18 protein-coding genes are annotated in these 25,295 nt (G+C 76.4%); 8 read left to right on the forward strand and 10 right to left on the reverse strand.

What is annotated here, in order from left to right:
- Positions 1-97 precede the first annotated feature (97 nt).
- On the reverse strand, positions 98-2,257 hold the full coding sequence (locus tag OSB71_RS04175; protein ID WP_265944266.1) for a SpoIIE family protein phosphatase: 2,160 nt from the start codon (positions 2,255-2,257) through the stop codon (positions 98-100).
- A 146-nt stretch (positions 2,258-2,403) separates the two neighbouring features.
- Between OSB71_RS04175 and aspS the strand changes: the two genes are divergently transcribed.
- Positions 2,404-4,161, forward strand: a complete 1,758-nt coding sequence (aspS, locus tag OSB71_RS04180) for an aspartate--tRNA ligase (protein ID WP_265944341.1) — start codon at positions 2,404-2,406, stop codon at positions 4,159-4,161.
- 174 nt (positions 4,162-4,335) lie between these two features.
- On the opposite strand, the gene metG is transcribed toward aspS, so the two are convergent.
- The 3 genes from metG to OSB71_RS04195 form a co-directional block, all read right to left on the reverse strand.
- A complete protein-coding gene (metG, locus tag OSB71_RS04185; RefSeq protein WP_265944268.1) occupies positions 4,336-6,048 on the reverse strand; it encodes a methionine--tRNA ligase in 1,713 nt (570 codons plus the stop codon).
- Between the two features lie 182 nt (positions 6,049-6,230).
- On the reverse strand, positions 6,231-7,088 hold the full coding sequence (locus OSB71_RS04190) for a hypothetical protein (protein ID WP_265944270.1): 858 nt from the start codon (positions 7,086-7,088) through the stop codon (positions 6,231-6,233).
- Positions 7,085-8,368, reverse strand: coding sequence for a glycosyltransferase (locus tag OSB71_RS04195; protein ID WP_265944272.1), 1,284 nt, complete (start codon positions 8,366-8,368; stop codon positions 7,085-7,087). Before OSB71_RS04195 ends, OSB71_RS04190 begins: the two co-directional genes overlap by 4 nt.
- 490 nt (positions 8,369-8,858) lie before the next feature.
- Here OSB71_RS04195 and OSB71_RS04200 point away from each other — a divergent pair, with 490 nt between their 5' ends.
- Positions 8,859-10,940, forward strand: coding sequence for a PhoX family protein (locus OSB71_RS04200; RefSeq protein ID WP_265944274.1), 2,082 nt, complete (start codon positions 8,859-8,861; stop codon positions 10,938-10,940).
- 196 nt (positions 10,941-11,136) lie between these two features.
- The gene (locus tag OSB71_RS04205; RefSeq protein WP_265944276.1) at positions 11,137-12,210 is read left to right on the forward strand and encodes a DUF3533 domain-containing protein; all 1,074 of its coding nucleotides are present in this window, start codon (positions 11,137-11,139) and stop codon (positions 12,208-12,210) included.
- On the opposite strand, the gene OSB71_RS04210 is transcribed toward OSB71_RS04205, so the two are convergent.
- The 4 genes from OSB71_RS04210 to OSB71_RS04225 all read right to left on the reverse strand — a co-directional run bounded on the left by OSB71_RS04210 (position 12,191) and on the right by OSB71_RS04225 (position 15,412).
- Complete coding sequence (locus OSB71_RS04210) at positions 12,191-12,601, reverse strand: DoxX family membrane protein (RefSeq protein ID WP_265944278.1); 411 nt, start codon at positions 12,599-12,601, stop codon at positions 12,191-12,193. The genes OSB71_RS04205 and OSB71_RS04210 overlap by 20 nt on opposite strands.
- Before the next feature lie 47 nt (positions 12,602-12,648).
- On the reverse strand, positions 12,649-12,885 hold the full coding sequence (locus OSB71_RS04215; RefSeq protein ID WP_265944280.1) for a hypothetical protein: 237 nt from the start codon (positions 12,883-12,885) through the stop codon (positions 12,649-12,651).
- Between the two features lie 103 nt (positions 12,886-12,988).
- On the reverse strand, positions 12,989-14,047 hold the full coding sequence (locus OSB71_RS04220) for an ion channel (protein WP_265944282.1): 1,059 nt from the start codon (positions 14,045-14,047) through the stop codon (positions 12,989-12,991).
- A 111-nt stretch (positions 14,048-14,158) separates the two neighbouring features.
- The gene (locus OSB71_RS04225; RefSeq protein WP_265944284.1) at positions 14,159-15,412 is read right to left on the reverse strand and encodes an APC family permease; all 1,254 of its coding nucleotides are present in this window, start codon (positions 15,410-15,412) and stop codon (positions 14,159-14,161) included.
- A 187-nt stretch (positions 15,413-15,599) separates the two neighbouring features.
- On the opposite strand from OSB71_RS04225, the gene OSB71_RS04230 reads away from it, so the two are divergent.
- The 5 genes from OSB71_RS04230 (at position 15,600) to OSB71_RS04250 (ending at position 21,933) form a co-directional block, all read left to right on the forward strand.
- Positions 15,600-16,991 (forward strand): hypothetical protein, encoded by a 1,392-nt coding sequence (locus OSB71_RS04230; RefSeq protein ID WP_265944285.1) that lies wholly within the window; start codon positions 15,600-15,602, stop codon positions 16,989-16,991.
- 406 nt (positions 16,992-17,397) lie between these two features.
- Entirely contained in the window at positions 17,398-18,408 is a 1,011-nt protein-coding gene (locus tag OSB71_RS04235) for a glutathione S-transferase family protein (protein WP_265944287.1), read from the forward strand.
- A 212-nt stretch (positions 18,409-18,620) separates the two neighbouring features.
- Positions 18,621-19,031 carry a TOBE domain-containing protein gene (locus tag OSB71_RS04240; protein ID WP_265944290.1) on the forward strand — a complete coding sequence of 137 codons (411 nt, stop codon included), beginning with the start codon at positions 18,621-18,623 and terminating at the stop codon, positions 19,029-19,031.
- 134 nt (positions 19,032-19,165) lie between these two features.
- A complete protein-coding gene (gene modA / locus OSB71_RS04245) occupies positions 19,166-19,900 on the forward strand; it encodes a molybdate ABC transporter substrate-binding protein (protein ID WP_265944343.1) in 735 nt (244 codons plus the stop codon).
- Between the two features lie 101 nt (positions 19,901-20,001).
- Positions 20,002-21,933, forward strand: coding sequence for an ABC transporter permease (locus OSB71_RS04250; protein ID WP_265944292.1), 1,932 nt, complete (start codon positions 20,002-20,004; stop codon positions 21,931-21,933).
- Between the two features lie 54 nt (positions 21,934-21,987).
- Here the strand turns inward: OSB71_RS04250 and OSB71_RS04255 are convergent, their stop codons facing one another.
- Entirely contained in the window at positions 21,988-24,339 is a 2,352-nt protein-coding gene (locus OSB71_RS04255) for a heavy metal translocating P-type ATPase (RefSeq protein WP_265944294.1), read from the reverse strand.
- Positions 24,340-24,400: 61 nt separating this feature from the next.
- Positions 24,401-24,667 carry a heavy-metal-associated domain-containing protein gene (locus tag OSB71_RS04260; protein ID WP_265944296.1) on the reverse strand — a complete coding sequence of 89 codons (267 nt, stop codon included), beginning with the start codon at positions 24,665-24,667 and terminating at the stop codon, positions 24,401-24,403.
- Positions 24,668-25,295: the final 628 nt, after the last annotated feature.

A 25,295-nucleotide genomic window follows, 5' to 3' on the forward strand; every position in this document is an offset into this window, starting at 1 on the left:
GGACGCGCACCGAGCCGGGCCGAGCCGGGACGCGCACCGGGCCGGGCCGGGGCGAGCCGCGCCGTGACGCGCGGGCGGGCTGCGCCGGGCGGGGCCGTCAGCCCCAGTCCGGCGGCGGGGCGTCCTCGCGCAGCTCGAACCAGATGGCCTTGCCCTCGCCGCGCGGGTCCACGCCCCAGCTCCCGGCGAGCAGCTCCAGCAGCACCAGGCCGCGCCCGGAGGAGGCCAGCTCGCCGGGGTTGCGGCGGTGCGGCAGCTCGTCGCTGCCGTCGGCGACCTCCACGCGCAGCCCGCGGGTGCCGCGCCGGCCGGTGACCTCGGCCACCATGAGCGCGTCGCCGTCGGTGTGCACGAGCACGTTCGTCAGCATCTCCGAGAGCATCAGCACCGCGCCGTCCACCTGGTCCGGCGCGGTCCAGTCGTAGAGCAGGTCGCGGAGCTGGCCGCGGGCGTCCGCGATGCGGGAGGCGTCGGACTGGGCGACGCTGAGCACCGTGCGGCGGCCGGTCTCGCGCGGTGGCACGGCCTGCGCGTCCCGGCTGAGGAGCAGCAGGGCGATGTCGTCCTCGCGCCGGTCGGCCAGCGGCCCCGGCCAGTGGTGGGACGCCGGGCCGTGCACGGTGCGCACCAGGGCGTCGGCCAGCTCCTCCAGGTCAGCCTCCGGGTGCTCGGCGAAGACGCTGCGGATGCGCGCCCAGCCGGTGTCGATGTCGTGGCCGCCGGTCTCGATGAGGCCGTCGGTGCACATCAGCAGGGTCTCGCCGGGGCCCAGGACGAGCCGGGTGGTGGGGTAGTCGGCCTCCGGGTCGACGCCCAGCGGCAGCCCGCCCGCGGTGGGCCGGACCATCAGCGTGCCGTCCGGAAGCCGGATCGCCGGGTCCGGGTGGCCCGCGCGGACGATGTCGAGCGTGCCCAGCGCGGGGTCGGCCTCGATGTAGAGGCAGGTCGCGAAGCGGTCCTCCACGTGCTCGACGGTGTCCGGGTCGTCGTAGTGGGCGACGCCCGCCATGCCGGACAGGAACCGCGAGGCGCGCGAGAGCACCGCCCCGGGGCTGTGGCCCTCGGCGGCGTACGCGCGCAGCGCCACCCGGAGCTGGCCCATCAGCCCGGCCGCGCGCACGTCGTGGCCCTGGACGTCCCCGATGACGAGCGCGGTGCGGCCCGCGTGCAGCGGGATGACGTCGTACCAGTCGCCGCCGACCTCCAGCCCGCCGCCGGTGGGCACGTACCGGGCGGCCACCGTCATGCCCTTGATGTCGGGCTTGTGGGCCGGGCGCATGGTGCGCTGCAACCCCGCCGACAGCTCCCGCTCCGACTCGTGCACGGAGGCCCGCGAGAGCGCCTGCGCCAGCATGCGGGCGACCGTCGTCAGCACCGAGCGCTCGTCGGGGGTGAACGCCGCGGGGGAGGAGAACGCCGCCATCCAGGCCCCGAGCGTGCGACCCCCGGCCACCAGGGGCAGGAACGCCCACGCCTGGCGGCCGAAACGTTCCGCCAGCGGCCAGGTCGCCGGGAACCGGCGCTGGTACTCCGCCGGGCTGCTCAGGTAGACGGCGCGGCCGTTGCGGATGACGTCGGCCGCCGGGTAGGGCGTCGTCAGCGGCATGTCCAGGAACGGTGTCTCGTCGCTCTCGCCGTGCCCGTAGTGGCCGATCACCACCAGGTGGTCGCCCTTGACGCCGAAGACCGCCAGCCCGTCCGGCGAGAACCCGGGCATGGCCAGCCCCGCCGCCACCCGCAGCACCTCGGCCGTGGAGCGGGCCTCGGCCAGCGCCCGTCCGGCGTCCAGCAGGAACGCCTCCCGCGAGCGCCGCCAGTCCCCGGTGACCGCGGAGCGCGCCTCCGAGGACTCCGGCGCCTCCACCAGCGTGCCCACCAGCACCGAGCCCGTGCCCACGCCGGGGCGGCGCACGGCGCCCGCGCCCCGGTCGGCGTCCAGGTGGCGCAGCCGGGCCCGTACCGTCCAGCGCACCCGCCCGTCGTCGCCTACCACGCGCAGCCGGCCCTCCGCGATGCCGCCCTCGGCCGCCGCGAGCGTGATGATGCCGTCGAGCTCGACGAAGTCCACCGGGTGCAGCTTCGCCCGGACGACGGACGTCGAGACGGTCACCGGCTCCGGGGCCAGGCCCATCAGCTCGGCGGCCCGCGCGTCCATCGCCACCGAGCCGGCGGCGTGGTCCCAGCGCCACATCCCGGTCCCGGTGGCGTCCAGCACCTCCCCCACCCGCGGCGGGGAGGCCCCGTGATCGGTGCGCATGTGCCCCACTTTATGGACCTTGGTGGGCTCCCGCCCGGCAGGGCTCGCGTGGACCGGTACCCTGATGGGCGCCGGAGGGCCCGTGCGGTAAGGGCCCGCGACCCGCACCTCGCGCACCGCGCCCCTGACGACTTTGGACATGAATGATGCATCGGTACCGGTCCCACCACTGCGGCGAGCTCCGAGCACCGGACGTCGGCACGGACGTCCGGCTGAGCGGCTGGCTGCACAACCGTCGTGACCTGGGCGGCATCCTCTTCATCGACCTGCGCGACCACCACGGTCTGGTGCAGCTCGTCGCCCGTCCCGGCACGGCCGCCAACGAGGCGCTCGGGCATCTGACCAAGGAGACCGTCGTCCGGGTGGACGGCACGGTGGTGAACCGGGGCGCGGAGAACGTCAACCCCGAACTGCCGACCGGCGAGATCGAGGTCGAGGTCACCGACGTGGAGGTGCTCGGCGCCGCCGAGCAGATCCCCTTCACCATCAACGCGGAGGACGGCGTCAACGAGGAGCGCCGCCTGGAGTACCGCTTCCTGGACCTGCGGCGCGAGCGCATGCACCGCAACATCATGCTGCGCACCGCCGTGATCTCCGCGATCCGGCAGAAGATGACGGCGCTCGGCTTCAACGAGATGGCCACGCCCATCCTGTCGGCCACCTCGCCCGAGGGCGCGCGCGACTTCCTGGTGCCCTCCCGGCTGCACGCGGGCCGGTTCTACGCGCTGCCGCAGGCCCCGCAGCAGTTCAAGCAGCTCCTGATGATCGCCGGGTTCGACCGCTACTTCCAGATCGCGCCCTGCTTCCGCGACGAGGACGCCCGCGCCGACCGCTCGCCGGGCGAGTTCTACCAGCTCGACGTGGAGATGAGCTTCGTCGAGCAGGAGGACGTCTTCCAGGTCATCGAGAAGGTGATGACCGAGCTGTTCGAGGAGTTCGGCGACGGCCGGCACGTCACCTCGCCGTTCCCGCGCATCCCGTTCCGCGAGGCCATGGACCGGTACGGCTCCGACAAGCCGGACCTGCGCGCCCGCCTGGAGCTGGTGGACGTCACCAGCGTCTTCGAGGGCTCGGAGTTCAAGGCGTTCGCGGGCAAGCACGTGCGCGCGCTGGCCGTGCCGGACACCGCCGACCAGCCGCGCAAGTTCTTCGACCAGATGGGTGAGTACGCCGTCGAGCAGGGCGCCAAGGGCCTGGCCTGGGTCCGCGTCGGCGAGGACGGCGGGCTCACCGGCCCCATCGCGAAGTTCCTCACCGCGGAGAACACCGCCGCGCTGCTGTCCGCGCTGGACGCGAAGCCCGGCACGGCCGTCTTCTTCGGCGCCGGCGCGTACGACGAGGTCTCGAAGATCATGGGCGCCGTGCGCGTCGAGGCGGCCCGCCGCACCGGCCACTTCGACGAGGGCGTGTTCCGGTTCTGCTGGATCGTCGACTTCCCGATGTACGAGAAGGACGAGGAGACCGGCCGGATCGAGTTCTCCCACAACCCCTTCTCCATGCCGCAGGGCGGCCTGGAGGCCCTGCGCACGCAGGACCCGCTGTCCGTCCTGGCCTGGCAGTACGACATCGTGTGCAACGGCGTGGAGCTGTCCTCGGGCGCCATCCGGAACCACGAGCCGGAGGTCATGTACGAGGCGTTCGAGATCGCGGGCTACTCGCGCGAGGACGTCGAGCGCGAGTTCGGCGGCATGCTGCGGGCCTTCTCCTTCGGCGCCCCGCCGCACGGCGGCATCGCCCCGGGCATCGACCGCATCGTGATGCTGCTGGCCGACGAGCCGAACATCCGCGAGACGATCGCCTTCCCGCTCAACGGCAACGCGCAGGACCTGCTCATGGGCGCGCCCAGCGAGGTCGACGACGCCCGCCTGCGCGAGCTGCACCTCTCGGTGCGCAAGCCGAAGTAACCGCCGCTGGCGCGGCGCCCGCCGGGTGCGGGTGTCCGCCGCGTGTTGGCGTCTGCCAGGTGCGGGTGTCCGCCGGGGGCGCGCTGTGCGACCGGGAGCCCCGCGCCGGCCGGGGCCGACGGGCCGCCGCCGGGAGCCGGGGCGGCCCGGACGGCGGTCACCGCCGCCGGGGGGTCACTCCTCCGCGCCGCCGAAGCGCTCGCGGTACGCGGCGAGGTCGTCCTCGGAGATCTTCGCGAACAGCACCGGGGGCACCGTGAACGGCGTGCCGGCCGGCACGGCGGTCAGGGCGCGCGCCTGCTCCGGGGTGACCCAGGTGGCGGTGTCGCCGTCCAGCGCGAACGCGTCGCGCATCGCGCGCGCCGAGGCGGGGATGAAGGGCTCGGAGACGATCGCGTACAGGTGGATGAGGTTCATCGCCGTGCGCAGGGTGAGGGCCGCGGCGTCCTGGTCGGTCTTGATCTCCAGCCAGGGCGCCTTCTCCTCCAGGTAGACGTTCCCCGCGCTCCACAGCGCGCGCAGTGCCTGCGCGGCCTTGCGGAACTGCAGGGCGTCCAACTGCTCCTGGTACTCGGTCAGCAGCTCGGCGATCTCCGCGCCCAGCCGCTCCTCGGCCGGGCCGGCCGGGGCGCCCGCCGGGACCTCGTCACCGAACCGCTTGCGGGAGAAGGACAGCACCCGGTTGACGAAGTTGCCCAGGGTGTCGGCGAGGTCCTTGTTCACCGTGGCGGTGAACAGCTCCCACGTGAAGCTGGTGTCGTCGGACTCCGGGGCGTGGGCCATCAGGAAGTAGCGCCAGTAGTCGGCCGGGAGCAGCTCCAGCGCGGCGTCGGTGAACACGCCGCGCTTCTGCGAGGTGGAGAACTTGCCGCCGTAGTACGTCAGCCAGTTGAACGCCTTGACGTAGTCGACCTTCTTCCACGGCTCCCGGGTGCCGAGCTGGATCGCCGGGAACATCACGGTGTGGAAGGGCACGTTGTCCTTGGCCATGAACTCCGTGTAGCGCACGTCCTCGGCGCGGTACCACCAGGACTCCCAGTCCCGCTCGGCCGGGGCGTGGTCAGCCCACTCCTTCGTCGCGCCGATGTACTCCACGGGCGCGTCGAACCAGACGTAGAACACCTTGCCCTCGGCGGCCAGCTCGGGCCAGGTGTCGGCCGGGACCGGCACGCCCCACTCCAGGTCCCGGGTGATGGCGCGGTCCTGGAGGCCCTCGGTGAGCCACTTGCGCGCGATCGAGGACGCCAGCGTCGGCCACTCCCCGCCGACGGCGTCGATCCACGCCTCCACCTCGTGCGCCAGCTTGGACTGGAGCAGGAACAGGTGCCGGGTCTCGCGGACCTCCAGCTCGCTGCTGCCGCTGATCGCGGAGCGGGCGTCGACCAGGTCGGTCGGGTCCAGCACGCGCGTGCAGTTCTCGCACTGGTCGCCGCGGGCCTTGTCGTAGCCGCAGTGCGGGCAGGTGCCGACGATGTAGCGGTCCGGCAGGAAGCGGCCGTCGGCCAGCGAGTACACCTGCCGGATCGCCCGCTCCTCGATGAAGCCGCCCGCGTGCAGGCTCCGCGCGACGCGCTGGGTGATCTCCACGTTCTGCGGCGAGGAGCTGCGGCCGAAGTAGTCGAACGCCAGGTGGAAGCCGTCGTACACGGCCTTCTGCGCCTCGTGCTGCTGCGCGCAGAACTCCGCCACGGGCAGCCCGGCCTCCTTCGCGGCGAGTTCGGCGGGGGTGCCGTGCTCGTCGGTGGCGCAGACGTAGAGCACGTCGTGCCCGCGCTGCCGCAGGTAGCGGGCGTACACGTCGGCCGGGAGCATGGACCCCACCATGTTGCCCAGGTGCTTGATCCCGTTGATGTAGGGGAGGGCGCTGGTGATGAGGTGTCGAGCCATTGCGGCTGCTCCAAGGTCGTTACCGTGCGTGACTGAATTGCGGCGGGAGGCGCTCGCCATCGTATCGGAGCGGGGGAAGCGGACCGCCGCCCGTTTCGGCTCGTCCGGGGCCCGGTGCCCGGGGCGCCCCGCCGCGCGGTTCCCCGCCGCGTCCGCCGGGGAGTGCGGGGCGCCGGGCGGCGTCAGCCCGCGGTGGCCGGGCGCAGCTTCACCGACAGGTCGTTGGCCACGGTGTAGTACGGCTCGGCGACCGCCGCCGTCCCGGGCACGGGGGCGGACGGCAGCGCGAGGACGCGCCGCTTGTCGTGCACGTCGTCCAGCAGGCGGCCCAGCCGGGCGGCCGGGGCGTCCGCGCCGCCGGTGCGCACGTACAGGTCCCAGACGGCGTCGGCGGCGGACTCGGCGAGCGCGGGCGTGGGCAGCGTGAAGCGGCAGTCGGGCGCCCCGCCCTCCCGCCAGGCGCCGGGCACGGTGTGCACCAGTTCGCGGCGGCCGCGGCAGCGGGCCTCCAGCCGGGGCGGCGCGTCGGTGGGGACGTCGCCCAGCAGGCGGGCGTCGACGGCGAGCCGGCCGTCGGCGCCCAGGTGGACGGCGCCGGCCTCCGCGTGCCGCCGCCGGGTCCACACGCGCACGGTGAGGTGGTCGTGGGCGGTGCGGTAGGGCAGCAGGACGTGCAGCGGCGTGGTGGCCGTGGAGCGGATCAGCCGCCGGGTGTCCAGCAGGCCGCGGCCGTCCAGGCGGCGCGGCCCGGCGCCGTCGAAGGCGGCGTGGGCGTCCCAGCGGCCCTCGTACAGCCCGGTGGCGGCCGCCGGTACCTCGGCGGCGACCCGGGTGCCGGCGAACAGGGGGCGGCCGGCGAGGTCGCGCCCGGCCGGCCGCAGCGGGAACCGGAGCCGGTCCCCGGGCTCCCGGGGCTTGCGCGGCACGAGCAGCAGCGTCCCACCGGGTGGGAGGGCGGGCGCCCCCGGACCCTCGTGGTAGACCTGGACGGTGAGGGCGCCGGCGTCGTCCACGGCGCAGTCGGCCAGCAGGGGGTTCACGGGCGCACTCTCCTCACGGTGCGGCGCAGCGAGCGGTCGGCGCGGCGGGCGACCCGGCGGGCGTAGCGCCCGGCGCTGGTCCGGCCGACGGCCAGCCGGCCCCGGACACGGGCCAGCGGCGGGGTGGGTTCGCGGCCGCCGCGGTCGGCCAGCTCGGCGAACAGCTCCTCGTAGCGCTCGGCCACCCGCTGCGGGTCGAACCGGGCGGCGGCGCCCTCGCGGGCCGCGCGCCCCATGGCGGTGCGGCGGGCGTCGTCGCGCATCAGCTCCAGCAGCGCGTCACCGAGGGCCGCGGTGCTGTGCACGGGGACGAGCCGTCCGTCCACGCCGTCGCGGATGATCTCGCCGGGGCCGTGCGGGCAGTCGGTGCTGACCACGGGCAGGCCGCACCGCATGGCCTCCACGATCGTCATGCCGAAGGACTCCAGCGAGGAGGAGACGGCCGCGACGGAGCCCTTGACCCACTCGGCCTCCAGGGGCGCGGCCGGGCCCATGAGGAGGACCTCGTTGTGCAGGCCGTGCCGGGCGACGCGGGCCGCGATCCGGTCGCGCTCCGTGCCGCCGCCGTAGATCCGCAGCGACCACCCCGGGCAGGCCGCGTTCGCCCGCGCGAAGGCGTCGACGAGCTTGCCGTAGCGCTTGACCGGCGCGAGGCGGCCCGCCGCGACGATGATCCGGGAGGTGCCGTCCGCGGGCGGCAGACCCGGCTCCGGGACGCTGTTGGGCAGGGCCAGCACGCGGGTGTGCGGCAGCCACATGCCCCGCCGGTGGGCGCGCGCGTCGGCCTCCGTCATGGTGACCAGCGCGTCGAGGCCGACGTAGGCGTCCTGGAGCTCGGTGCGCAGGCGGTGCGGGTGGTAGCCGTGGGTGAGGTGCTCCTGCCCGACGCGCACCGCGTGGGCCGGCCCGAACCGCGCCAGCAGGGCGTTCAGCCCGCACCGGGCGCTGACGACCACGTCGGCGTCCGTCTCCCCGAGCCACCGGACGATCCGCTCCTCGGCGAGCCGGTGGTACTGCCCCGCGCGGGGCTCGGCGCGCGGGAAGAGGGTGCCGGGCTGGTGGACCCGTGGGTCCGCGAGGTCGGCGGAGCCCTCGCGCCGGTCCACCAGGGCCCGCAGGGCGACGCCGGGGGCGCGGCCGAGCTGCGGTTCGTCGCGGTGCCGGAAGACGGAGACCAGCTCGACGTCGTGGCGCGCGGCCAGCGCCCCGGCGAGCGTCAGCGTCGTGCGGGTGGTGCCGCCGATGGCGTAGGCGTTGTGCAGCAGGAAGGCTATGCGCATCGCGGGCTCCCCCCAGTGCGGCCCGTGCGGCCCGTGCGGCCGACGCGGCCAGCGCGGCGCCCGGGCGCCCGGTGGGGAACTCTGGGCGGGGCGGGGCGTCCCCTCGCGTGCGTGCTCATCTACGCGTGTCCTCCCCCGTGACTCGTCGGCCTCCCGGTGCCGCGCTCCGGGCGGGAGCGGCCGTGCCCCGGTCGCGGGCGCGGGCCGGTGGCACCGGCACTGTTCGGGCGGCGACGGTCTGCTCACCCTTCACCACCGCATCACCCACAGTACACACAGTGTTCCCGTCGCGGGGCGGCGGACGGCGGCCCCGCACCCCGGCTCCCCGGGCGCCGCGGGGCGGTCCCGCGGGCGGCGGAAGCGGGCGCCCATCCGGTTCCTCCCGGCGCCCGACTGGGGGGTTCACGGCGCGTTCATGCCCGTGTGGCCCAGGGGTCGGTACCAGGCTCTAGCTTCTCGCGCCGTACGGCTGATGACGGAGAGGTCCCCCATGCGCAAGCAACTGCCGCTGATGTCCACCCACCCCGGCGGCCGGTCCGCCATGACCTGTCACTACCGCTGCGGTGACGCCTGCTTCAAGGAGGTCCCCAACGCCAGCGACAACGCGTACTTCGGGGACATCGTCGCCGGGATGTCGCGCCGCACCATGCTGCGGGCCGGCGCGGTGGCCACCGTCGCCGCCGCGGCGGGCGGCACCGTCCTGGGCGGCGCCCCGGAGGCGGCCGCCCACGGACGCCCGGACTGGGCCGGCAAACCCGGCCATCCGGGACGGGGGCACGGACGCGGAGCCAGAGGGCTGCGCTTCGCACCCGTCGCGCCGAACACCGAGGACGCCGTCACCGTCGCCGAGGGCTACACCCAGAACACCGTCATCGGCTGGGGCGACCCGATCCTGCGCGGGGCCCCCGCCTTCGACCCCGACCGGCAGAGCGCCCGCGCGCAGCAGGGCCAGTTCGGGTACAACAACGACTTCCTCGCCCTGCTCCCGCTGCCCGGCGAGCGGCACCGCCAGGTGCTCTTCGCCAACCACGAGTACACCAACGAGGAGCTGATGTTCTCCGGCTACGACCCGGAGAACCCGACCCGCGAGCAGGTCGAGATCGCCTGGGCCGCGCACGGCCTGTCCGTCGTCGTCGTGCAGGAGGAGCGCCGCACCGGCAAGCTCACCGCCGTGCCCCGGCACCACCTCAACCGCCGCTTCCACAACGGCACCCCGTTCGAGCTGACCGGCCCGGCGGCCGGCGGCGACCTGCTGAAGACCTCCGCCGACCCGAGCGGCCGCACGGTCCACGGCACGCTGAACAACTGCGCGGGCGGCACCACCCCGTGGGGCACGGTGCTCAGCGGCGAGGAGAACTTCAACCAGTACTTCGCCCACGCCCGGGACGTCACCGACCCGGCGACCAGGGAGCGGCTCGCCCGCTACGGCATCGGCGGCGGCGCCACCTCCCGCAAGTGGGAGCGGTTCGACGACCGCTTCGACGTCACCAAGGAGCCCAACGAGGTCAACCGCTTCGGCTGGGTCGTCGAGGTGGACCCCTACGACCCCGACTCCACCCCGCGCAAGCGCACCGCGCTCGGCCGCTTCAAGCACGAGGGCGCGGAGCCGCGGCTCACCGCCGACGGCCGCGCGGTGGTCTACATGGGTGACGACGAGCGGTTCGACTACCTGTACAAGTTCGTCTCCAGCAAGCGCATGCGGCGCGGCGACAGCCGCTGGGCGCGCGAGCACAACATGACGCTGCTGGACGAGGGCACCCTGTACGTCGCCCGGCTCACCGGCGACAGCCCGCGGGAGCAGATCGACGGCAGCGGCCGGCTGCCGCGCGACGGCGAGTTCGGCGGGCGCGGCGAGTGGATCAAGCTGGCCAGCGGCGACCGCTCCCACGTGCCGGGCATGACGGCCGAGGAGGTCTACGTCTTCACCCGGCTGGCCGCGGACCGGGTGGGCGCGACGAAGATGGACCGCCCCGAGGACGTGGAGCCCAGCCCGCGCACCGGCAAGGTGTACGTGGCGCTGACCAACAACACCGCGCGCGGCACGGCCGGCAAGGCGGGCGCCGACGAGGCCAACCCGCGCGACCGGAACAAGCACGGCCAGGTGCTGGAGCTGACCGAGCGCTGGAACCACCCGGCGGCCGAGAGCTTCCACTGGCGGCTGTTCCTGGTGTGCGGCGACCCCGAGGACGAGAGCACCTACTTCGGCGGCTTCCCCAAGGACCAGGTCAGCCCGATCTCCTGCCCGGACAACCTCACGTTCGACCGCTACGGCAACCTGTGGATCTCCACCGACGGCAACGCCCTGGGCACCCACGACGGCCTGTTCGGCGTGGCCACGCGCGGCCGTGAGGAGGGCCAGGTCAAGCAGTTCCTCACGGTGCCCAAGGGCGCCGAGACCTGCGGCCCGCTGGTGCAGGACCGGCGCGTGCTGGTCGCCGTCCAGCACCCGGGCGAGCTGGACGGGGCGTCGGCCGACAACCCGCTGTCGCAGTGGCCGGACGGACCGGGCCGGGTGAACCGGCCGTCCGTCGTCGCCGTGTGGCGCGAGGACGGCGACGACATCGGCTGCTGACGGACGGCACCGGCCGCCGACGGGGGCGGGCGCCGGGGACTTCGGCACCGGCGCCGAGCCCCGGGCCGGGCCCCGGCCCCGGCCCCGGCCCGGGCCCCGGCCCGGGGCCCGGTCAGACGGCCGGTGCCACGGAGCCGGTCATCCGATCGGGCCCCGAGCGGGTGCGCCCGGCCGCCCCGGTGCGGAGGCTGGGCGCATGCCACCACGCTCCCACGCCCGCGCGCACGCCAAGGAGCGGCGCGGCTTCCTCGGCGAGCTGCGGGGCGCCGTCACCCTGCGCGCCGCCCTGCTGGTGCTCGGTGTGCTCGCGCTCCAGCTCGCCTTCGTCGCCTCCTACGTCGGCGCCTTCCACCAGCCCAGTCCGGACGACGTGCCGGTGGCGGTGGCGGCGCCCGACGCCGTCCGCTCCCAGCTCGTCGACGACCTCGAGGCGCTGCCCGACGACCCCCTGGAGGTGGCCCTCGGCACCGCCGACGCGGACGAGGCCCGGCAGGCGGTGGAGGACCGCACCGTCGACGGCGCCCTCGTCGTGGACCCGGCGGGCGACACCGACACCCTGCTGCTGGCCGGCGGCGCGGGCACCGCGCTGGCCGACGCGCTGACCCGCGTCTTCGAGGGCGTGGCCGAGGAGCGCGGCCGCTCGCTGACCGTCGAGGACCTGGTGCCGGCCCAGCGCGGCGACGCGCGCGGGCTCACCTCGTTCTACCTCGTCGTCGGCTGGTGCGTCGGCGGCTACCTGTGCGCGGCGATCCTGGCCATGAGCTACGGCGCCCGGCCCGCCAACCTCGCGCGGGCCCTGGTGCGGCTGCTCGCGCTCGCCGTGGTCGCGGTGGCGGCCGGGCTGGGCGGGGCGGCCGTCGTGGGGCCGCTGCTGGACGCGCTGCCGGGCGGGCTGTGGCCGCTGGCCGGGCTCGGCGCGCTGGTCGTCTTCGCCGTCGGCGCGGCCACCCTGGCGCTCCAGGGCGTCGCGGGCGTCGTCGGCGTCGGCCTGGCGATCCTGCTGGTCGTGGTGTTGGGCAACCCCAGCGCGGGCGGTGCGTTCCCCGGCCCGCTGCTGCCGCCGTTCTGGCGGGCCATCGGGCCGTTCCTGCCGCCGGGCGCCGGCACCTGGTCGACGCGCTCGATCGCCTACTTCGACGGGGCCGCGCTCACCGGCCCGCTGGTCGTCCTGGCCGCGTGGGCGGTGGTGGGCACCGCCCTCACCCTGCTGGCGGCCGTGCTGCGGCGGCGGAGCCGGGAGCCGGAGCCCGCTAGAACAGCGGTCCGCTGAGCATCAGCCCGACGCCGTCGCCCTCGGTGGCCAGCAGCGCGAACAGCATCAGCGCGGCGCCGGCCAGCGCCAGGTCCTTCTGGAAGTGCAGCATCTCCTGCTGCCGCGCGCCGGGGTCCCGCTCCGTCCAGAACGGGTGCATGAGGAACGCCGTCGGCAGCAGGAACAGGAACAGCAGCAGGGCGCCGAGGTCGGCCCACAGGCCGAGGAGCACCAGCAGCGCGCCGACCAGCAGCAGCACGCCGCTGGCCAGGGTGGCGGGCCGGGAGGCCGGCACGCCCTTGGACTCGGCGTACGCGGCCATGTCGGCGGTCTTGGTCAGGTGTCCGACGGCCGAGCCGAGGAAGAGGATGACGAACAGGATGCGGCCGATGAGGATCAGCACGTCCATGACGACCTCCAAGGTGTGACCTGGGTCACGTGGTGTGGTCTTCGGGGTCAACGCTCCCGGCCGCGGTCCTGTTCCGGGCCGGTGGCGTCGGCGGGACGGGCGGCGCGGGTCGTGCCCGGGCGTTCGCCGCCCGCGCGGTCGCCCTCGGCCCGGGACGGCGCGCGCCGCCCGGGCGCCGCGCCGCGGCCCGTCCGGTGCCGGGCGTCGCCGGTTCCCCGGTCCTGGTCGGCGCCCTGCCGGTCGTCGCGGTCCCCTTCGGCCTGGGACGGGGTGGGCTCGCCCATGACGCGGCTCCTTCCGTGGGTCTGCGTGCCGTGCGCCCCTCCGGTGGTGCGCACCCGGGCGCGGGTACCCGGCGGGCGCGGAGTCAGCCGTCGTCCGCCCCGGTTATCGGACGGCCCCCTCGGAGCGGTCGGCGCGGCCCCCGGCCAGGACGTCGTCGCCCAGGCGCCGGCGGGCCAGGTAGTACAGCACCGCCCCCGCCTCCAGCGGCGCGTCCCAGGCCGGGGCCACCTCGACGCGGCCGTGCTGCCGGACGGCGATGACGGTGGCGCCGCACTCCCGTCCGAACCACGTCTGGCAGGCGCCGAACGGCTGCCCCGCCCACCGGGCGGGCAGCGGCGTCGAGTAGGTGTTCCCGGCCTCGGTGGTGGCCAGCAGCTCGGTGTAGACCTCGGTGATGCCCGGGTCCAGCGCCTCCTCGGTGAGCAGGCTGGGCATGTGCCACTGCACGCAGTGGATGCCCGGGCTGACGTAACGGAGCTGCTGGGTGCGGTTCAGATCCCGCAGGGCGGCGACCATGTGCGTGTGCGGCGCGAGGTGGGCGGCGGCGACGACGAGGGTCAGCGCCTCGTTGTCGTCCCGCGCGTCGACCACCACCGTGGCCGCGCGGTGGACGCAGGCCCGCTCCAGCACGTCGACGGCGGCCAGGTCGCCGCGGACGAAGGCCACGGAGTCGTGCTCGGGCATCGGGTGCTCGGGCACGTCCTCCCACGCGCACACCACGATGTCGCACCGGTCCTCGGTGAGCAGGTCGCGCACGAGCCGCTCGGTGCGGCCCGCCGTGTACCCCAGGATGACGATGTGACCGGTGCGGTCGAGTGCGACGGCGCCCCTCATGCGCTTCCCCTTGATCGTCTCGATGTGCGACGCCAGCTCGGTGAACAGGATCGTCAGCGTGGCGATGCCGCCGCAGATCACGTAGGCCCCGACCAGGCGGCCCGGCACCGACACCGGGTGGAGGTCGCCGTAGCCCACCGTCGAGGCGGTCACCAGGAACCACCACCAGTAGTTGCCAGGGTCGGCGAGCTCGCTGGACGGCGGCTCCAGCAGCCACATCGCCAGCCAGCTCGTGCCGAACACCAGCAGGACCACGGCGAGCGCCGAGCGCCAGCCGCGCAGCCGGGCGCGGGCGAGGCGAAGGAACCTGGCGAGGAGGATCGGCACGGGCGGGCTCCCGGACTCCGGAGCGGGGGCGGGCGGGCAGGCCGCATCGTACCGGGACCGCCGCCGAGGTCCGCGCCCCGCGTCCGCCCGGTGGTACCCGTCACGTCGGGGTCAGTGGCGCGCACCCGCTTGGCGGACCGCGTACGCCGCCGCCCCGACCGCCAGCACCGCGGCGCCCGCCAGCACCGAGGGCCGGGGCAGCACGCAGGCCAGCACCAGGCAGCCCAGCAGCCCGGCCACCGGCACCGCGCGCGGCGGCCGCCCCTCCCCGGCGCCCAGCCGCAGCGCGGCGGCGTTGGCGACGGCGTAGTACGCGAGCACGCCGAAGGAGGAGAAGCCGATCGCTTCGCGCAGGTCCACCGTCGCGGCCAGCACGGCGACGACCGCGCCCACCGCCAGCTCCGCGCGGTGCGGCACCTGAAAGCGCGGGTGCACGGCGGCCAGCACGGGCGGCAGGTGGCGGTCGCGCGCCATGGCCAGCACCGTGCGGGAGACGCCGAGCACCAGCGCCAGCAGCGCGCCGAGCGCGGCGACCGCGGCCCCGACCCGCACCACGGGCGCCAGCTCCGGCACCCCGGCGGCGCGCACGACCTCCGCCAGCGGCGCCGCCGCCCGGGCCAGCCCGTCGGCGCCCAGCACGCTCACCGCGGCCAGCGCCACGGCCAGGTAGACGACGAGCGTGACGCCCAGCGCCAGCGGTACGGCGCGCGGGATCGTGCGCGCCGGGTCGCGCACCTCCTCACCCAGCGTGGCGATGCGCGCGTACCCGGCGAAGGCGAAGAAGAGCAGGCCCGCGGCCTGGAGCACCCCGGCCGCCGAGGTCCCCGCGGCGTCCCCGAACGGGTGGAGCCGGGCGGCGTCCGCCGTGCCGGAGGTGGCGGCGGCCACCACCACGGCCGCCAGCACCGCCAGCACGGCGGCGACGATCGCCCGCGTCACCCACGCCGACTTGCGCACGCCCGCGTAGTTCACCGCCGTCATCGCCACCACCGCCGCCACGGCCACCGCGTGCGCCTGGCCCGGCCACGCGTAGGCGCCCACGGTCAGCGCCATCGCCGCGCAGGACGCCGTCTTCCCGACGACGAACGCCCACCCGGCCAGGTAGCCCCAGAACGGGCCCAGCCGCTCGCGTCCGTAGACGTAGGTGCCGCCCGATTCCGGGTGGCGGGCGGCCAGCCGGGCCGAGGACGTCGCGTTGCAGTACGCCACGACGGCGGCGAGGGCCAGGCCGAGCAGCAGCCCGGCCCCGGCCGCGCGGGCCGCGGGGGCCAGGGCGGCGAACACGCCCGCACCCAGCATCGCGCCCAGCCCCACGAACACCGCGTCCTTGACCCCGAGCCGTCGGCTGAGCCGTGCACCGTCCACCGTGCGTCCTTCCGCCGTGCCGCCCTGGCGCTCGCGTCCCGGCGGGCCCGCCGTGCGTGCTTTGGGTCCGCGTCGCGGCCGGTGTGCGGCGGACCCCGGCACGGTAGCCCGTCCGGGTTACGGTGGGGAGGGAGACGTGGGCACCGCCGCCCACGCGGGAGCGAACGCCGTCCGCCAGGAGGCCGCCATGTCCGCATCTCCAGCCCCGCACCCGGTGCGCGGCGTCGTCCTGCTGGTGGCCGCCCTCGCCCTCCTCGCCTTCGCCCCGGCGGCCGCCGCCGCTCCGGCCGCACCCGCACCCGCACCCGCCCCGGCCGCCGCTCCGGCACAGGCCGGTCTCGACGAGGTGGCCCGGAGCCTGCGCGAGAACCCCGTCTACGTGCATCCCCAGGCCCGCGACCAGCTCCCGGCCGACGAGGCCGCGGCCCTCGAAGAGCGGATCGAGGACGCCGACAAGCCCGTGTTCGTCGCCGTCCTGCCGGACACCGAGGCGTTCCCCGAGGAGTCCGTGCTGCCCGACCTGCGCACCCTGACCGGCGTCAGCGGCGTGTACGCCGTCCGGCTCGGCGACGGCTTCGACGCGGGCGCCGACCCGGCGGTGCTGCCGACCGAGGCCGTGGACAACCTCGTCGGCGCCGTCCAGCGCACCGCGGGCGACGACGCGGGCGAGCAGCTCGGCCTCTTCGTCGACCAGGCGCTCCCGCAGGCCGAGGGGCGGGCCCCGGCGTCCTGGAACGACGGCGGGGGCGACGGGTCGCCGCTGCCCGGGCTGCTCATCCTCGGCGGCCTCCTCGTCGCCGGGGGCGCGCTCGTCTTCGCGGCGCGCCGCCGCGCGACCACCCGGCGCCGCGAGCGCGAGCGCGCCGAGCTGGAGAAGCTGCGCGTGGTGGTCGACGAGGACATCACCGCCTTCGGCGAGGAGCTCGACCGCCACGACCTCGACCCGGCCGCCCCCGGCACCACCGAGGCCATGCGCGAGGACTACACCCGCGCCCTGGACTGCTACGACGCGGCCAAGCGGAAGATGGCCGACGCCCGCCACCCGGCGGACGTGCGCCCGGTCACCGAGACGCTCGGGGAGGGCCGCTTCGCGCTGGCCGTGCTCGCCGCGCGGCGGGCCGGGCGTCCGCTCCCCGAGGCCCGGCCGCCGTGCTTCTTCGACCCGCGGCACGGCCCGTCGGTCACCGACGTGCACTGGGCACCGCCCGGCGGCACCGCCCGCGACGTCCCGGCCTGCCAGGCCGACGCCGACCGGCTGGCGCGCGGCGACGAGCCCGAGGCGCGCATGGTCGACACCGAGCACGGCGCGCGGCCGTACTGGAACGCCGGCCCCGCCTACGCCCCCTGGGCCGGCGGCTACTTCGCCGGCGGCATCCTGCCCGGCATGCTCGTGGGCACCATGCTGGGCAGCATGATGATGGCCCCCGGCGCCTACGCCGCCACGGGCGAGGCCGCCGCCGCGGGCGGCGACTACACCGGCTCCGACTTCGACGGCGGCGGCTTCGGCGGCGACTTCGGCGGCGGTGGCGGCGACCTGGGCGGCGGCGGCTTCGGCGGCGGCGACTTCGGCGGCTTCTGACCCCCACCGGCCCCCGCCCGCCCCGGGGCCGTCGCTGCGGGGCGGGCCCCTGGTCCCGCGCCCGCTGGCCCGCGCGTCGATCCCCGCGCGGTCGCCGCCGCTCGCTCCCGCGTCCGTCGGTCGGGGCACGGGCCGCCGTCCCGTACGCCGTCGGGGGGTCCGGTCGCGCGTTGGCGCCGGTCCGTGGCGTGGGGCTGGGCGCGGGCTGTCGCGGCCCCGCGCCGGGGGTCCGCACGCGCCGCCGCGCCCCGTGGCGCCGGCCGGCGTGCGCGCCGCCGCCCCGTCCGGGCGCGTCCCCGGCCCGGGTGGGCGCCGTCGCCTTCCGCGCGCCCGCGGCCCCGAGTGGGGTGGGGGAAGGGGGTGCGGGGGGTACGCGGTGGCGGGAGTAGCGCGGAAGGAGAGGCGCATGGGTGTCGGGAACACCGAGTACGGGCGGAAGCGGTTCACCCGGTCGAAGAGCCACTTCGCGGACCGGATCACCCGGGACGGCCGGGACGGGTGGCCGGTGGAGGCGGGGCGGTACCGGCTGGTGGTGAGCCGGGCGTGCCCGTGGGCCAGCCGGGCGCTGGTGGCGCGGCGCCTGCTGGGCCTGGAACCGGCGCTGTCGCTGGCCGTCGCCGACCCCGTGCAGGACGACCGGAGCTGGCGGTTCACGCTCGACCCGGACGGGCGGGACCCGGTGCTGGGCATCCGCTATCTCAGCGAGGCGTACGACGCCCGGGAGGCGGACTACCCCGGGGGCGTCAGCGTCCCGGCGGTCGTGGACGTGCCCAGCGGGCGCCTGGTCACCAACGACTACCAGCGCATCACCCTGGACCTGGCCACCGAGTGGACGGAGCTGCACCGCCCGGGCGCGCCGGAGCTGTACCCGCGGCCGCTGCGGGCGGAGATGGACGAGCTGATGGACGGCGTCTACCGGGACGTGAACAACGGCGTCTACCGGGCCGGGTTCGCGACCGGCCAGGAGGAGTACGAGGCGGCGTACGCGGACGTGTTCCGGCGCCTGGACCAGCTCTCGGAGCGGCTGGCGGACCGGCGCTACCTCATGGGGGAGACGATCACCGAGGCCGACATCCGGCTGTTCACCACGCTGGTGCGGTTCGACGCGGTCTACCACGGCCACTTCAAGTGCAACCGGAACAAGCTCACCGAGGACCCGGTGCTCTGGGCCTACATGCGGGACCTCTACCAGACGCCCGGCTTCGGCGACACCGTCGACTTCGACCACATCAAGCGCCACTACTACCAGGTGCACACCGGCATCAACCCGACGGGCATCGTCCCGGCCGGGCCGGACCCGACCGGTTGGCTGGCACCGCACCACCGCGAGGAGCTCGGCGGGCGCCCGTTCGGGGACGGCACGCCGCCGGGGCCGCCGCCGGAGGCCGAGCGCATCCCGGCGGCGGGACGGCCGTGAGCGGGCGCCGGCCCGCCCGGGGGCGCCGAACCGCGTGGCTCGGTTTCCGGGCGGCTCGGCTCGCGGGACGGTTTCCGGGCGCGGCCGCTCCGACGGGCCGCTCCGGGCGGGCAGCGCGGCCGTCGGGCGTTCCTACGAGCGGCCCGGCACCTGCGGCGTAGAAAACTCCGAAACCTTGTATCCACCAGGCAGAACCCCCTAGCGTGACGCACATGCAGGCGTACACCATGGGGCAGGCGGCGCGGCTGCTGGGCGTGAGCCCGGACACCGTGCGCCGCTGGGCGGACGCCGGCCGCGTCAGGACACACCGCGACGCGGGCGGCCGCCGTCTGATCGACGGCCGGGACCTGGCCGCGTTCTCCGTGGAGGTCGGCCAGGGCCAGGGCGACGACGACGAGGACGGGGCGGCCTACACCACGGCCCGCAACGCCTTCCCCGGGATCGTGACGGCCGTGCGGCTCGGCGACGTCGCGGCGCAGGTGGAGATCCAGGCAGGGCCGCACCGGCTGGTCTCGCTGCTGACGCGGGAGGCCGTCGAGGAGCTCGGGCTGGAGGTCGGGGTGCGGGCGACGGCCCGCGTGAAGTCCACCAACGTGCACATCGACCGCGTGCCGGACGCCTGACCGCCCGGCACGCCCGCGACCAGGAGCCACCCGTGCCGCTCTCCGCCCGCCCCGCCCCGCGCCCCCGGGCCCACCACGCCCGTCGTCCCCGGTGGCGCTCAGCCCGCCGTCCCGCCACCCGCCGCAGCACGGCGCTGCTGGCCGCCGCCGCGCTCGCGCTGCCGCTCGCCGCGTGCGGCCGGGCGGACGGCCGGGCACCGGCCGGCACCGAGCTGACCGTGCTGGCCGCCTCCTCGCTCACCGACGTGTTCCGGACGCTGGGCGAGGCGTACGAGGAGGCGAACCCGGGTACGGAGATCACCTTCTCCTTCGCGGGGTCGCAGGAGCTGGCCGCGCAGGTCGGGCAGGGCGCGCCCGCCGACGCGCTGGTCACCGCCGACACCCGGACGATGGAGCGGGTGCGGGGCGAGACCGGCGAACCGGTCGTCATCGCGCGCAACGGGCTCGTCATCGCCGTCCGGGAGGGCAACCCACGCGGCGTCCGCTCCCTGGCGGACCTGGCCGACGGCGGCCTCGCGGTGGTGCTGGCCGCCCCGGAGGTGCCCGTCGGCCACTACAGCGCGGACGTGCTCGACCGGCAGGGCGTCACCGTGCGCCCCGTCTCCCAGGAGCCGAACGCGCGGGCCGTGCTCGCCAAGGTGAAGCTCGGCGAGGCCGACGCGGGCCTGGTGTACCGCACGGACGCGGTCGCCGAGCGCGACGCGGTGGACGCCGTGGAGATCCCGGACGCCCGCAACACGACCGCCCGGTACCCGGCGGCGACCCTGAACGCCTCCCGGAACGCACCGGCCGCCGCGGCGTTCGTGGCGTGGCTGACCGGCGCCGAGGCCCGGCGGACCCTGGAAGCGGCCGGGTTCCAGACGCCGTGACGCCCCGCCCGCGCCCTCCCCGCCCCCCTCGCCGTCTCCGCCCTCTCCACCCGCCTGGGCGACCGCCCCGCCGCCCGCTGGACGAACCGGTGGAGGCCCCGGTGGACGACCCGGGGGGCGACCCCGCGCCCCGCCCCCCGCGCCGGCCGCCGCTCGCGCTCGCGGTGCCCGCGCTGCTGGCCGTCGCCTTCCTGGCGCTGCCGCTCGCCGGCATCCTCGCGCGCACCTCCTGGGGCGAGCTGGGCGACCACCTGACCAGCCCGGCCGCGACGCAGGCGCTGCGGCTGTCCCTGGTCGTCTCCGGGTGGGCGCTCGCCCTCAGCCTGCTGCTGGGCGTGCCGCTGGCGTGGCTGCTGGCCCGCGTCCCGTTCCGGGGCAAGGCCGTCGTCCGCTCGCTGGTGCTGCTGCCGATGGTGCTGCCGCCCACGGTCGGCGGCGTCGCCCTGCTGCTGGGGTTCGGGCGGCGCGGGCTGCTGGGGCCGTGGCTGGAGGAGTGGTTCGGGCTGACGCTGCCCTTCCGCACCGCGGGCGCCGTCGTCGCGGCGACCTTCGTGGCGATGCCGTTCCTCGTCATCAGCCTGGAGGGCGCGCTGGCCGGGCTGCACCGGCGTTACGAGGAGACGGCGGCCTCGCTCGGCGCCGCGCCGCTGCGGGTGTTCGGCACGGTGACGCTGCCCATGGTCGCCCCCGGGCTGGCCGCGGGCGCGGCGCTGACCTGGGCGCGGGCGCTGGGCGAGTTCGGCGCCACGATCACCTTCGCGGGCAACCTGCCGGGCAGCACGCAGACGCTGCCGCTCCACGTCTACCTGCTGCTCCAGGACGACCCGGCGGCCGCCACCTCCGTCTCGCTGCTGCTGCTGGCCATCGCCCTGGCCGTGCTCGTCGCGCTGCGCGGCCGCTTCACCGGCGCCCCCTCCGGCCGCCCGCGCCCCGCGCCGGACACCGCGCCGGACCCGGCGCCGCGCCCGCCCCCCGGCCCCGCGCCCCGGGGCGAGGGCTCCTGGGCGCTGCACGCCGAGGTCACCGGGTTCACCCGGCTCGTCCTGGACGCCGCGCCGGGCACGACGATCGCCGTCGTCGGCCCCAACGGCGCGGGCAAGACCACCCTGCTGCGCGCCCTGCTGGGCCTCACCGACCGCGCCGCCGCCCGGGTGCGGCTGGGGGACGCCGAGGTCGGCGGCCGGGCCCCGCACCGGCGCGGCATCGCGTGGGTGCCGCAGGACGGCGCGCTCTTCCCGCACCTGTCGGCACTGGCGAACACCGCGTACGGGCTGCGCACCCGGGGCGTGTCGCGCGCCGAGGCCCGGGCCCTGGCCCGGCACTGGCTGGACCGGCTGGACGTCGGCCACCTCGCCCACCGCAGACCCGCCCAGCTCTCCGGCGGCCAGGCCCAGCGCGTCGCACTCGCCCGCGCGCTGGCCGCCCGGCCCCGCCTGCTCCTGCTGGACGAACCGCTGGCCGCGCTCGACCAGACCACCCGGGCCCGGGTGCGGCACCTGCTGCGCCGCCACCTCGACGGCTTCGGCGGCGTCTGCCTGCTGGTCACCCACGACCCGGTGGAGGCCGTCGCCCTCGCCGACCGCGTGCTCGTGCTGGAGGACGGCCGCGCGCTCCAGGACGCCGCACCGGCCGAGGTGACGCGGCACCCGCGCTCGCCGTGGGTCGCGCGCATGCTGGGGCGCAACGCCTGGCCGGGCACCGGCACGGCCACCGGCCTGGTCACCCCGGGCGGGGCGGTGGTCACGGCCGCCGAACCGCTGCCACCGGGCACGGACGCGCTGGCCGTCATCGCCCCGGAGGCGGTCGCACTGCACCGGGTGCCGCCCACGGGCAGCCCGCGCAACGCCTGGGCCGGCACCGTGCGGGAGATCTCCGCGGCCGCCGGTCGGCTGCGGGTGCTGGTCACCTTCGACACCGCCCCGGACCTCGTCGCCGAGATCACCCCGGCCGCCGCGGCGGAGCTGGGCCTGCGCGACGGCTCCCCCGTGCACGTGGGCGTCAAGGCGACCGAGGTCACCCTGGTGCCCACGTGACGGCGCGGCCCCGGCCCCGCTGAGCCTCACCGCACCCGCGTCACCGTGCCCGTGTCACTCCGCGGTGGCGCGGAAGCGGCGCAGGCGCAGGGAGTTGGCGACGACCGAGACGGAGGAGAAGGCCATCGCGGCGCCCGCGATCATCGGGTTGAGCAGCCCGGCGGCGGCCAGCGGCAGCGCCAGCACGTTGTAGCCGAAGGCCCACACCAGGTTGGAGCGGATCGTCGCGAGCGTCCGGCGGGACAGGCGGATGGCGTCGGCGGCCACCCGCAGGTCGCCGCGGACCAGGGTGAGGTCGCCCGCCTCGATGGCGGCGTCCGTGCCGGTGCCCATCGCCAGCCCGAGGTCGGCGCGGGCGAGCGCGGCGGCGTCGTTGACGCCGTCCCCGACCATGGCCACGACCCGGCCCTCGTCCTGGAGGCGGGCGACGACCTCGACCTTGCCCTCGGGCAGCACCCCGGCGACGACCCGGTCGATGCCCACCTCGGCCGCGACGGCCCGGGCCACGGACTCGTGGTCGCCGGTGAGCAGGACCGGCGTCAGGCCGAGCCCGCGCAGCCGCCGGACGGCCTCGGCGCTGGTGTCCTTCACCGCGTCGGCGACCTCCAGCACCGCGCGCGCACGCCCGTCCCACGCCACCACGATCGCGGTCCGGCCCCGCGCCTCCGCCTCCGCCTTCGCCTCCGCGAGCCCGGACGGCAGCTCAGGGCCGTGCTCGGTGCCGTCCGCCGGCTCCGCCCCCGTCCCCGGCGTCCCCGTCCCGGGGGCCAGGAGCGCCGCGCGGCCGACGCGCACGGCGTGGCCCTCGACGACGCCCCGCACCCCCAGCCCCGGGACGTTCACGAACTCCTCCGGCACCGGCAGCGCGCCCACGCGCTCGGCGGCCCCGGCGGCCACCGCACGGGCGATCGGGTGCTCGGACGCGTGCTCCAGCGCCCCGGCCAGCCGGAGCACCTGGGCCTCGTCCGCGTCGTCGGCGGTGTGGACGGCCAGCAGCGTCATCGTGCCGGTGGTGACCGTGCCCGTCTTGTCCAGCACGACCGTGTCCGCCCTGCGGGTGTTCTCCAGCACCTCGGGGCCCTTGATGAGAATGCCGAGCTGGGCGCCGCGCCCGGTGCCGACCAGCAGCGCGGTCGGCGTCGCCAGGCCCAGCGCGCACGGGCAGGCGATGATCAGCACGGCGACGGCGGCGGTGAACGCGGCCGTCGCCCCCGCGCCGTCGGCCAGCCAGAACGCCAGCGTGCCCAGGGCCAGCACCAGGACCACGGGCACGAAGACCGCCGAGACCCGGTCGGCCAGGCGCTGGACGGCGGCCTTGCCGTTCTGCGCGTCCTCCACCAGCCTCGCCATGCGGGCGAGCTGGGTGTCCGCGCCGACCCGGGTGGCCTCGACGACCAGGCGTCCGCCCGCGTTGAGCGTCGCACCCGCCACCGCGTCCCCGACGCCGACCTCCACGGGCACGGACTCCCCGGTGAGCATCGAGGCGTCCACCGCCGAAGTCCCCTCCACCACGCGCCCGTCGGTGGCGATCTTCTCGCCCGGGCGGACCAGCAGGCGGTCCCCGACGGCGAGCCGGGCGACGGGCACGCGCTCCTCCCGGCCGTCCGCGCGCACGACGGTCGCCTCCTTCGCCCCCAGCTCCAGCAGCGCCCGCAGCGCGGCGCCGGCGCGGCGCTTGGCGCGGGCCTCGAAGTACCGCCCGGCCAGGATGAACGTCGTCACGCCCGCGGCGGCCTCCAGGTAGATGTTGCCCGCGCCGTCGGTGCGCGCGACGGACAGCTCGAAGGCGTGCGTCATGCCGGGGTGCCCGGCGGTGCCGAGGAACAGCGCCCACACCGACCACAGCAGGGCGGCGAGCGTGCCCACCGACACCAGCGTGTCCATGGTCGCCGCGGCGTGCCGGGCGTTGGTCCACGCCGCCCGGTGGAACGGCCACGCGCCCCAGACGACGACCGGCGCGGCCAGCACCAGCGACAGCCACTGCCAGTACGTGAACTGGAGCGCCGGGACCATCGCCATCGCCACCACCGGCGCCGACAGCAGGGCGGAGACCACCAGCCGGTGCCGCAGCGGCCGCAGCGCGTCCGCCTCGGGGGCCCCGGCCCCGGTCTGCCCCGGCACCGCCTCGGCCCCCGCCCCGCGCTCCCCGGGGCCCTCCGCGGGCGTGGGCGGCGGGGGCGGCGGCACGCTGGCGGTGTAGCCGGTGGCCTCCACCGTCGCGATCAGGTCACCGACGTCCAGCGCGCCGTCGTAGGCCACCTTCGCCTTCTCGGTGGCGTAGTTGACGCTGGCCCGCACCCCGTCCATGCGGTTCAGCTTCTTCTCGATCCGGGCGGCGCACGAGGCGCAGGTCATCCCGCCGATCGTCAGCTCGACCTCGGCCGTGCCGGGTGCCGTGGTGGTCATCGCTTGCTCCTGTGGGTGCAGACAGTGGGGGCGCGGCGCCCGCCGGCCCGGGGGCTGGGCGTCAGACGCGCCCGGTCAGCGTGTACCCGGCCTCGTCCACGGCGCGGGCGAGGAGCGCGTCGTCCGGCTCCCCGGCGGTGGTCACCGTCACCCGGCCCGCCGCGACGTCGACCTCGACGCCGGCCACGGACTCCAGCGCGCCGAGCTCCCCGGCCACCGCCGCCTCGCAGTGGCCGCAGCTCATCCCGGACACGGCGTACACCGTCACGCGCGGCCGCGCCTCGGCGGCGTCCGTGGCGGAGCTGGCGGGGGTGGGCTGCGCGGTCATGTCGGCCTCCGTGCGTTCGTACCGGATCAATCATACGGCCGGGGGGTATCACCCGGCCCTGTCTGTATACCCCCGAGCCGTATACCAACGCAAGCACCCACCCCACCCACCCCCCACCTCACCCCCGACGCCCACACCTTCGAAGGCCCCCGGGGGTACCCGCCCCTGGCCCCACCCCGACGAGACACCACCACCACCACGACGACGCCAGTCAGCCCCCACCGGCCCACACGGTGCCGCGCCGAGCACGGCGCGCCCCGGACGGCCGAAGGGGGAGACCGGCGCGAGTGGGTCCGGCGACTGCCGTCGTCATCCAGGGGTGACGGCCCGAGGGGGCTCCCGAGCGGCGGTGTCGTGGCGCTCGGGCCACGCCGGTGGCCGTGCCGCCGCGGAGTGCCGGCAACGACGACCGGTCGGGCGCGGGCGGGCGGCGTGGAGGAGGCGCCCGGTGCGTGCGGCCGGAACTCCGCGCCGGGCCTTCTGTGGGCGGTGGCGGGAGCGCCCACAGGACGGGGTGTGCCGCACCCGCGCGATGGTCCGCTCGCGCTGGGGCGCGCGCGATCGGCGGCGGCGGGCTGAGCTGGTGGGCGGTGGGGGGCGGGGCGGCCCGTTGCCCGCGCGGGGGTGG

Source organism: Streptomyces marinisediminis, assembly GCF_026262575.1.
Taxonomy (GTDB): Bacteria; Actinomycetota; Actinomycetes; order Streptomycetales; family Streptomycetaceae; genus Streptomyces; species Streptomyces marinisediminis.

Excerpts from the sequence above, each read along its gene's own strand:
- OSB71_RS04175 (WP_265944266.1), bottom strand. The coding sequence starts at position 2,257 with ATGCGCACCGATCACGGGGCCTCCCCGCCGCGGGTGGGGGAGGTGCTG.
- aspS (WP_265944341.1), top strand. The coding sequence starts at position 2,404 with ATGCATCGGTACCGGTCCCACCACTGCGGCGAGCTCCGAGCACCGGAC.
- metG (WP_265944268.1), bottom strand. The coding sequence starts at position 6,048 with ATGGCTCGACACCTCATCACCAGCGCCCTCCCCTACATCAACGGGATC.
- OSB71_RS04195 (WP_265944272.1), bottom strand. The coding sequence starts at position 8,368 with ATGCGCATAGCCTTCCTGCTGCACAACGCCTACGCCATCGGCGGCACC.
- OSB71_RS04200 (WP_265944274.1), top strand. The coding sequence starts at position 8,859 with ATGCGCAAGCAACTGCCGCTGATGTCCACCCACCCCGGCGGCCGGTCC.
- OSB71_RS04205 (WP_265944276.1), top strand. The coding sequence starts at position 11,137 with ATGCCACCACGCTCCCACGCCCGCGCGCACGCCAAGGAGCGGCGCGGC.
- OSB71_RS04210 (WP_265944278.1), bottom strand. The coding sequence starts at position 12,601 with ATGGACGTGCTGATCCTCATCGGCCGCATCCTGTTCGTCATCCTCTTC.
- OSB71_RS04215 (WP_265944280.1), bottom strand. The coding sequence starts at position 12,885 with ATGGGCGAGCCCACCCCGTCCCAGGCCGAAGGGGACCGCGACGACCGG.
- OSB71_RS04230 (WP_265944285.1), top strand. The coding sequence starts at position 15,600 with ATGTCCGCATCTCCAGCCCCGCACCCGGTGCGCGGCGTCGTCCTGCTG.
- OSB71_RS04235 (WP_265944287.1), top strand. The coding sequence starts at position 17,398 with ATGGGTGTCGGGAACACCGAGTACGGGCGGAAGCGGTTCACCCGGTCG.
- OSB71_RS04240 (WP_265944290.1), top strand. The coding sequence starts at position 18,621 with ATGCAGGCGTACACCATGGGGCAGGCGGCGCGGCTGCTGGGCGTGAGC.
- OSB71_RS04255 (WP_265944294.1), bottom strand. The coding sequence starts at position 24,339 with ATGACCACCACGGCACCCGGCACGGCCGAGGTCGAGCTGACGATCGGC.
- OSB71_RS04260 (WP_265944296.1), bottom strand. The coding sequence starts at position 24,667 with ATGACCGCGCAGCCCACCCCCGCCAGCTCCGCCACGGACGCCGCCGAG.